The sequence below is a fragment of the Aurantimonas sp. C2-5-R2 genome, assembly GCF_036549495.1.
GTDB classification, from domain to species: Bacteria; Pseudomonadota; Alphaproteobacteria; order Rhizobiales; family Rhizobiaceae; genus Aurantimonas; species Aurantimonas coralicida_A.
Genome location: NZ_JAZHLJ010000025.1, coordinates 43,621 through 51,333 on the forward strand (window position 1 = coordinate 43,621; position 7,713 = coordinate 51,333).

A 7,713-nucleotide genomic window follows, 5' to 3' on the forward strand; every position below is an offset into this window, starting at 1 on the left:
GCCGGGCGTTCCCAACGCGAAGGTCAGGAAAAGCGTGAAGACGAGGATCCGACGAAGAGCCGACATGACGCCGATATAGCCCTTCGCGCGCCCGATGCCAACGCACGCCGGATCCGCAGCCACTCCGCCCCTGAATTGGCCGGTCGGCAGCCTCGGCACGGGCGGCGTTCGATGTTGCCGTATCGGCCGCCGCGCCCGTCCACCGGTGGACGGCGAATCATCATTGTTCAAGCCCGTCGTCTGCGAGCGAGACAAATGGCAGGCGCACTGCTATGGCCCGGAGCGGGGGAGCATGAAACGATCGAACGGCGGCTCTGCTTGAGGACACGTATCCTTTCGGTTTTGGCGTTTGCCATCGTGACGACCTTGGGTCTCGCGCTGGCTGGCCATGTCTGGAAGGCGAGTGGCGACGCCGATCGTCTGCGCTTTGTGGGCGTCGCGGACGATGCCATGGCGCGGATCTCCGCCCGTCTGCAGATGCATCTGTCGCTGCTGCATGCCACTCACGCCTTTCTCGTCGTCGAGGGTCAGCAGGTCGGGCGGGAAAAATTCTCCCGATTCCTCGACAAGGTTGATCTGACGGAACGGTTCGACGGGATTCAGGGCGTTGGTTTCGCGTTGACCGTCCCGACGCAGGACGACGCGGCCGCCCGCGCAACCCTGAGCAGGAATTACGGTGATGTGGCCGACATCTGGCCCGCGACCGACCAGACCGAGCGTACTCCGATCGTGCTGCTGGAGCCGCAGGACGAACGCAATCGCGCCGCGCTCGGCTATGATATGTTTTCCGACGCAAGTCGCCGCGAAGCCATGCAGCGGGCGGCGAGCACCGGCGAGGCGAGCGCTACCGCTCCGGTCAGCCTGGTTCAGGAGATCGACGAGAACCCTCAGGTCGGCTTTCTGATCTATCTGCCGTTTTTCTCTGAAGCGGCGCAGGCGGCGGGCGCCGTCGGTGAGACACAAGGCTTCGTCTACGCGCCCTTCCGGTTGGGCGATCTGTTTTCCGCCGCGCTTCAGCAAAGCCCGCGCCTACCGGTGCTCGTCGAGGCGTTCGACGGCGAGATGGCGCCAGGATCTCGGATATTCACATCGCGCGTCGATGCCGACGCGAGTCGCAACGAGAAGTTCGCGGTGGTGCGGAATCTCGAAGTTGCGGGTCGCGACTGGATTTTCCGGCTGACTCCCACGGCTGATTTCCAGAGAATCGGCTCGGTCCTTCCCGCGGTTGTCCTTGCGCTCGCGGGATTGTTGCTCGCCGTCCTTCTGGCGCTGCTGACCTTGGCGCAGGCGCGACGGTCCGAAGCGGTCGCGGCACTGCACGCCGAAAGCGAGCGCAATCTCGCCCAGAAGGATCTGATGCTGTCGGAGATGAACCATCGCATCAAGAACTCGATCGCGCGGGTCTTGGCGATTGCTCGCCAGACCGCCCGCGGCGCCAAGGGGGTGGACGATTTTCTGGAGTCCTACGCGGCTCGGCTCGGCGCGATGGCGTCGGCCCAGGAGATATTGACCCGCTCGCAGTGGAAGCGGGCCAAGATTGGCGATCTTTTGGCGGGAGAGCTGCGCCAGGTGTTCGGCGATCGGCTGGAAGCTTGCGATATCAGCGGACCGGACATCGAGGTCAGCGAGACGAAGGCCCAGGCGTTGGGGCTGACCTTCCATGAGCTGGCCACCAACGCGCTGAAATATGGTGGCCTCGCTACGTTGCACGGAAGCCTTTCGGTTCGATGGGCGCTCTTGGGCGGCGAGGTGACGATTGACTGGTGCGAATTCGGCATCGCCGAAACTCCGTCACTGGCGCCGCGAAGCGGCTTCGGGACCCGTCTCATCGACATCAACGTCACCGGCGAACTCGGCGGTACGATCACACGGCGGCCGGGGGTGAATCGGCTCGGCATCCGGATCGCTTTCCCGTGGCCGGACGAGGCATTGCGCAAGGCTGAAACGACCGCGTGAGACGGACCTTGCGCGCGGGTGCCGGCCACTTTCGGAAAGTCAGCAGGTTTTGCTCATGTTTTTGACCAAACGATAAAAAATTTGACCTGCTGAAAAACTCGGATCATTCTCTTTCTCGATCAGGCTGACCGGGGAGGGCGCCTCTCGCGCGGTCGCCGATGGTGACTGGCTGGAGGGAATGTCCGCGATGAACGAAGCCCGACCGATCCGGCCCGATATCGGCGCGAAGCGCCTCGATGCCGACACGCTGAAAGCGAATTTTTCCGACCTCCACCCACCGCTTGAGGGGCACGAGGCGGTGGTCGAGGCCGACCGTTGTTACTTTTGCTACGACGCGCCGTGCACGATAGCCTGCCCGACCTCGATCGACATTCCGCTGTTCATTCGCGAAATCCAGGCCGGCAATCCGACCGGAGCGGCCAAGACGATCCTGTCGTCGAACATTCTCGGCGGCATGTGCGCCCGCGTTTGCCCCACCGAGACGCTTTGCGAGGAAGTCTGTGTACGCGAGATCGCCGAAGGCAAACCGGTCAAGATCGGACTGTTGCAGCGCTTCGCCACCGACATCCTGATGGACAAGGGTGAGCATCCCTTCACCCGTGCCGCGCCCACGGGCAAGCGGATCGCCGTCGTCGGGGCGGGACCGGCGGGCCTGTCCTGCGCCCATCGCCTCGCCATGCACGGCCATGACGTGACGCTCTACGACGCTCGGGAAAAACCCGGCGGTCTCAACGAATACGGCATCGCCGCCTACAAGACGACGCAGGGCTTTGCGCAGCGCGAGGTGGAATTCGTCCTCGATATCGGCGGCATCACCCTGGAAACCGGCAAGGTGCTGGGCCGCGACATCCATCTCGCTGACCTGCGCCGGGACTTCGACGCGGTCTTTCTCGGCCTCGGCCTTGCCGGCGTCAACGCGCTCGGCACCGAGGGCGAGAGCCAAGCGGGTTCGGCCGACGCCGTCGCCTGGATCGCCGACCTCCGCCAGACCACCGATCTCGCCTCGCTGCCGGTTGGGCGCCGCGTCGTCGTCATCGGCGGTGGCATGACGGCGATCGACGCGGCCGTGCAAGCCAAGGGCCTCGGCGCGCAGGAGGTGACCATCGCCTATCGTCGGAGCCAAGAAGCCATGAACGCCTCCCGCTACGAGCAGGAGATCGCGCAGACCCGCGGCATTGCGATCCGCTGCAATTTGCAGCCGAAGCGGATTCTGGCTGAGGGCGGCCATGTCACCGGCATCGAGCTGGAGCGGACCCGGGCCGAGGACGGCCGGCTGGTGGGGACGGGGGAGACGGTGACGCTCGAAGCCGACCAGGTATTCAAGGCGATCGGTCAGAGCTTCCTGCCGGACGGCACCGACGGCGAAGGCGAAGGTATCCAGATCGATCGGGGACGCATCGAGGTCGATGACGTCCGGCGCACTTCGCTCCCCGGTGTCTGGGCAGGCGGCGACTGCATTTCGGGGGGCGACGACCTGACCGTGGTTGCGGTTGAGGATGGCAAGGTGGCGGCGGAATCAATCCACCGCGCGCTGACGGCGTAGGAGCAGGTCATGAACGATCTCGAACCCCGAATTGCCAGGCATTACGGTTCTTATGGCGTCCTGGAGCGCATCCTCTTGGGGTTGGAACGCTCGGGCGCCGATCTGAAGAAGCTCTCGCCCGATCAGCTCAAGCCGGTCGACGAGTTCCACATCGGCGGTGCCGACGCGACGGCTCGTCTGCTCGACCGTCTTGCCATTGAGCCGGGAATGCATCTCCTCGACATCGGCTCCGGAATCGGGGGCCTGGCCCGAACTATTGCGCAGCGATTCAACTGCGAGGTGACGGGAATCGATCTGACGCCGGACTTCGTCGCCGCCGCCACGGCGTTGACGAAGATGTGCGGGATGGATGGCAGCGTGCGGTTCGAGGTCGGCAACGCGACGGCGCTGCCGCTGACCGATGCAAGTTTCGACGCGGCGACGCTGCTCCACGTCGGGATGAACATAGCCGACAAGGCGGGACTGTTTCGCGAGGCATACCGGGTCCTGCGACCGGGCAGGGTGTTCGCCGTCTACGACGTCATGAAGACCGGTGAGGGCGAACTGGCCTTTCCCGTGCCTTGGGCCGAAAGCGCGGAGCTGTCGGCCGTGGCTACGCGGGAGGTTTATCGCGATGCGGCGAGAGCGGCAGGTTTCACCGCCATTGCCGAAGACGATCGCAGAGCCATCGCGCTCGACTTCTTCACCCACATCCAGGCCCAGGCGAAGTCGGACACCCCGCCGCCGCTTGGACTACATCTGCTGATGGGGCCGACGATCGCGGCGAAGATGACGAACATGATCGCCGCCATCCGCGACGGTACCATCGCTCCGGTTGAGATGATCTTCCGCAAGCCGGCATCCTGAGGATATACGCCATGGCCGACCTGTCGACGAATTTCCTGGGAATTTCTTCCCCCAATCCGTTCTGGCTCGCCTCGGCGCCGCCGACGGACAAGGAATACAACGTGCAGCGCGCCTTCGAGCAGGGCTGGGGCGGCGTTGTGTGGAAGACGCTCGGCGAGGATCCGCCGATCGTCAATGTCAACGGTCCGCGCTATGGCGCTATCTGGGGGCCGGACCGTCGGCTGCTCGGCCTCAATAATATCGAGCTGATCACCGATCGGGCGCTCGACATCAATCTGGAGGAGATTGCCCGGGTCAAACGCAATTGGCCGGACCGGGCGATGATCGTCTCGCTAATGGTGCCCTGCGAAGAGGCGCCGTGGCGGAAGATCCTGAAACTGGTCGAGGAGACCGGCGCCGACGGCGTGGAGCTGAATTTCGGCTGTCCGCACGGGATGAGCGAGCGCGGCATGGGCGCGGCCGTCGGTCAGGTGCCCGAATATATCGAGATGGTGGCGCGCTGGTGCAAACAGCACTCGAAGCTGCCGGTCATCGTCAAGCTGACGCCGAACATCACCGACGTCCGCTTTCCGGCCAGGGCCGCGAAGAAGGGTGGCGCCGACGCGGTTTCGTTGATCAACACGATCTCCTCGATCACCTCGATCGACCTGGATAATTTTGCTCCGACGCCGACAATCGACGGCAAGGGCTCGCATGGCGGCTATTGCGGCCCGGCGGTCAAGCCGATCGCGCTCAACATGGTGGCCGAAATCGCCCGCGACGCCGAGACGCGCGGCCTGCCGATTTCCGGCATCGGCGGCATCACCAACTGGCGCGACGCGGCCGAGTTCATCGCGCTCGGTTGCGGCACGGTGCAAGTCTGCACGGCGGCGATGACCTATGGTTTCAAGGTGGTCAAGGAAATGGCGTCGGGCCTGTCCGACTGGATGGATCAGAACGGTTACGCCACGATCGAGGATTTCCGTGGCCGGGCCGTTCCCAACGTCACCGACTGGCAATATCTCAATCTCAACTACGTCACCAAAGCGCGGATCGACCAGGATTTGTGCATCCAGTGCGGTCGCTGCCACATCGCCTGCGAGGATACGTCGCATCAGGCGATCACGGCGATGGTGGACGGCAAGCGGCATTTCGAGGTGATCGACGCCGAATGCGTCGGCTGCAATCTGTGCGTCAATGTCTGCCCGGTCGAGAACTGCATCACCATGGAGCAGATCGCCGGTACCGACCCGCGCACGAAGAAGCCGATCCCGGACGAATACGGCAACTGGACGAACCACCCGAACAATCCGATGGCGAAAGAAACGATGCAGTTCGCACCGAAACCGGTCAATCTTCCCGACGCCGCGGAGTAGACCGAGCTCCCCCGAGTGCGACCAGACTTGCGGCATCAGGCCGCAGGATCGACCGCCGCTCGCTCGCGCGAAATGAGGAAAGTGAAACCGGTCTTCCACCTGCATTGTGCGCTAACTGACGGGAATCGATGGGTTCATGACATCGGATAGCATCGATCGGCTTTCATCGTGATCCAAGTCGCCCAAAAAAATTCGAAAATTGCAATATGTCGCGGCAAATGCTGGCGCCAGCGCTACCCGCAGGTGAAGATAATGAAAAAACAGCGGGATATGCTGACTACGCCGACTGTGGCGTAACCCCCCGGTAACTTGAGCGCTCCATAGTCGCCGCTGTTCGGAAGCTTCCTCTCGGAAGACCGTTCGGGTTTGTTGGAGCGGGCGGAATTATCGCGGTGATGTCGATCAATCTACGACTCCTAGTCGGCAGCTTTATCTTCGCATCCCTGACTCTTGTGTTCGCGGCTTTTTCCTACGATTCGCAATTGGTTTCGCTGGAGCTTGCCCGCAAACTTTATGACGGGGGCTCTGCCCCGCTGAGTCGGCTGGAGATTGCCAAGGAAAAAACCGCGGTGATCCAATTGCGGTTTTCGCCTGCGGCCGACGACAGTAGCGAAAATGACGAGGCCAGACTTCAGGGCAAAAGCGCTGGCGAAATCATGCTTGCCGCTTCATCGATCATGTCGGAGATTCGCCAGGTTCTATCCGCCGACGTGTCCCCGGATTTGCGCAGGGCCGTAGGCGCCTTGCGTTATCCGCTCAGCCGGATCGAGGCCTCCGAAGGAAACCTCGCGCGCGGCGCCGTGCGGCGGGAATTCGCTGCCTTGTGGCTGGGATTGGAGGGCGCTGTGACGGTCGCGCGAGCCGACTTGGCGGAATTGCGAGGGCAGACCTCCGACGCAATCGAAAGCGCTAGAATGCGCAACGGCGTCGCTCTGGTTGCGGTTTTCGGCGCCTTGTTCGGCTTTGCGATGTTCCTCTCCCGCTCCATCGGGAGGACCTTGCGCGAGATGGCGCTGCGCGCCCGGGAACTCGCGAGCGGTGCGTCGGCCAAGCCTGGTGTTCCGAAAGGTCCCCGGGAGGTGCGCGACGTGCTCTTCGCGCTCGAGGAGATGGGTGCGCGCTGTCGCAAGATCGAGGCCACGATGCTGAGCGAGGCCGACATGATGGCCGTGCGTCTCAATCGGCAGGAAAGCCAGTTGGGCGCGGCGTTGAACAATATGACTCAGGCACTTTGCATGCTCGATGGGCAAAAGCGGTTGGTCCTCTCCAACGAGGTGTTCTCTCGCTATTTTGGCGAGGTGGCACCGGGAACGCCGGCTCGGGCCTTTCTCACCGATCCGAGTTTGACACTGCCGTTGCGCGAAAACGAGATGGCAACGGACCTTCTCGAGGTTGGCGGAGCCGTCATGGAGGTGAAGCGCCGCGGCATGCTTGCCAAAGGGCTTTTGATCACCTTTGAGGATATCACCGAGAAACAGCGAATCTCCCGGCGCCTGGAACATGTCGCCGGGCACGACGGGTTGACCGACCTGCCCAATCGCAAGAACTTCGCCGAGGTGCTCGACCAGCGGTTGGCCAAAGGCCGAGACGGGCTCTTGGTCGCCGTGGTGGACATCCGAGGCTTCAAGTCGATCAACGATACCCACGGCCATCCGGTTGGCGATGCGATTTTAAAGGCGATATTGTCTTTGACAAACCCACTACTACCTCTGGGGGTAGCGGGGTCGTTGTCGCTGGTCGAGACGATCGACCAAGGACCGGGCTAAAGCAGTCGGTCAAGCTCGGATTGAAACCCTTGGCGGTATTCCGACGATGAGAACCGGAATGTTACCCGATTGCCGCTTCGCCGCCAGTCTTGGTCCTTGGTTCCGCCCTAGGGAATGTTGTTGTTGCCGGTTCTCTGGGCATATTTCGCAAGCGCCCTCAGCTCGACTTTGGCCATTTTGAGCGGGTTTTCGCTCAAGCGTGGATCCAGAAATCCGGCTCGGCGGCGATATAGTCGAGAGCCTTGTC

5 protein-coding genes are annotated in these 7,713 nt (G+C 62.9%); all 5 read left to right on the plus strand.

Annotation, left to right across the window (positions count from 1 at the left end):
* Nucleotides 1-318 precede the first annotated feature (318 nt).
* The 5 genes from VQ044_RS12790 (at nt 319) to VQ044_RS12810 (ending at nt 7,466) form a co-directional block, all read left to right on the plus strand.
* Nucleotides 319-1,956: a CHASE domain-containing protein gene (locus VQ044_RS12790; RefSeq protein WP_327647601.1), complete on the plus strand. Its 1,638-nt coding sequence runs from the start codon at nt 319-321 to the stop codon at nt 1,954-1,956.
* 178 nt (nt 1,957-2,134) lie between these two features.
* The gene (locus tag VQ044_RS12795; protein WP_327647603.1) at nt 2,135-3,499 is read left to right on the plus strand and encodes an NAD(P)-dependent oxidoreductase; all 1,365 of its coding nucleotides are present in this window, start codon (nt 2,135-2,137) and stop codon (nt 3,497-3,499) included.
* A 9-nt stretch (nt 3,500-3,508) separates the two neighbouring features.
* Complete coding sequence (locus tag VQ044_RS12800) at nt 3,509-4,345, plus strand: class I SAM-dependent methyltransferase (RefSeq protein WP_327647604.1); 837 nt, start codon at nt 3,509-3,511, stop codon at nt 4,343-4,345.
* 11 nt (nt 4,346-4,356) lie between these two features.
* Nucleotides 4,357-5,700 (plus strand): NAD-dependent dihydropyrimidine dehydrogenase subunit PreA, encoded by a 1,344-nt coding sequence (gene preA / locus VQ044_RS12805; protein ID WP_327647605.1) that lies wholly within the window; start codon nt 4,357-4,359, stop codon nt 5,698-5,700.
* A 968-nt stretch (nt 5,701-6,668) separates the two neighbouring features.
* Complete coding sequence (locus VQ044_RS12810; protein WP_327647610.1) at nt 6,669-7,466, plus strand: sensor domain-containing diguanylate cyclase; 798 nt, start codon at nt 6,669-6,671, stop codon at nt 7,464-7,466.
* The last annotated feature ends 247 nt before the right edge of the window (nt 7,467-7,713 follow it).

What these genes read in the sequence shown, in the direction of transcription:
- VQ044_RS12795 (WP_327647603.1), top strand. Translation starts at nt 2,135, where the DNA reads ATGTCCGCGATGAACGAAGCCCGACCGATCCGGCCCGATATCGGCGCG.
- VQ044_RS12800 (WP_327647604.1), top strand. Translation starts at nt 3,509, where the DNA reads ATGAACGATCTCGAACCCCGAATTGCCAGGCATTACGGTTCTTATGGC.
- preA (WP_327647605.1), top strand. Translation starts at nt 4,357, where the DNA reads ATGGCCGACCTGTCGACGAATTTCCTGGGAATTTCTTCCCCCAATCCG.
- VQ044_RS12810 (WP_327647610.1), top strand. Translation starts at nt 6,669, where the DNA reads ATGTTCCTCTCCCGCTCCATCGGGAGGACCTTGCGCGAGATGGCGCTG.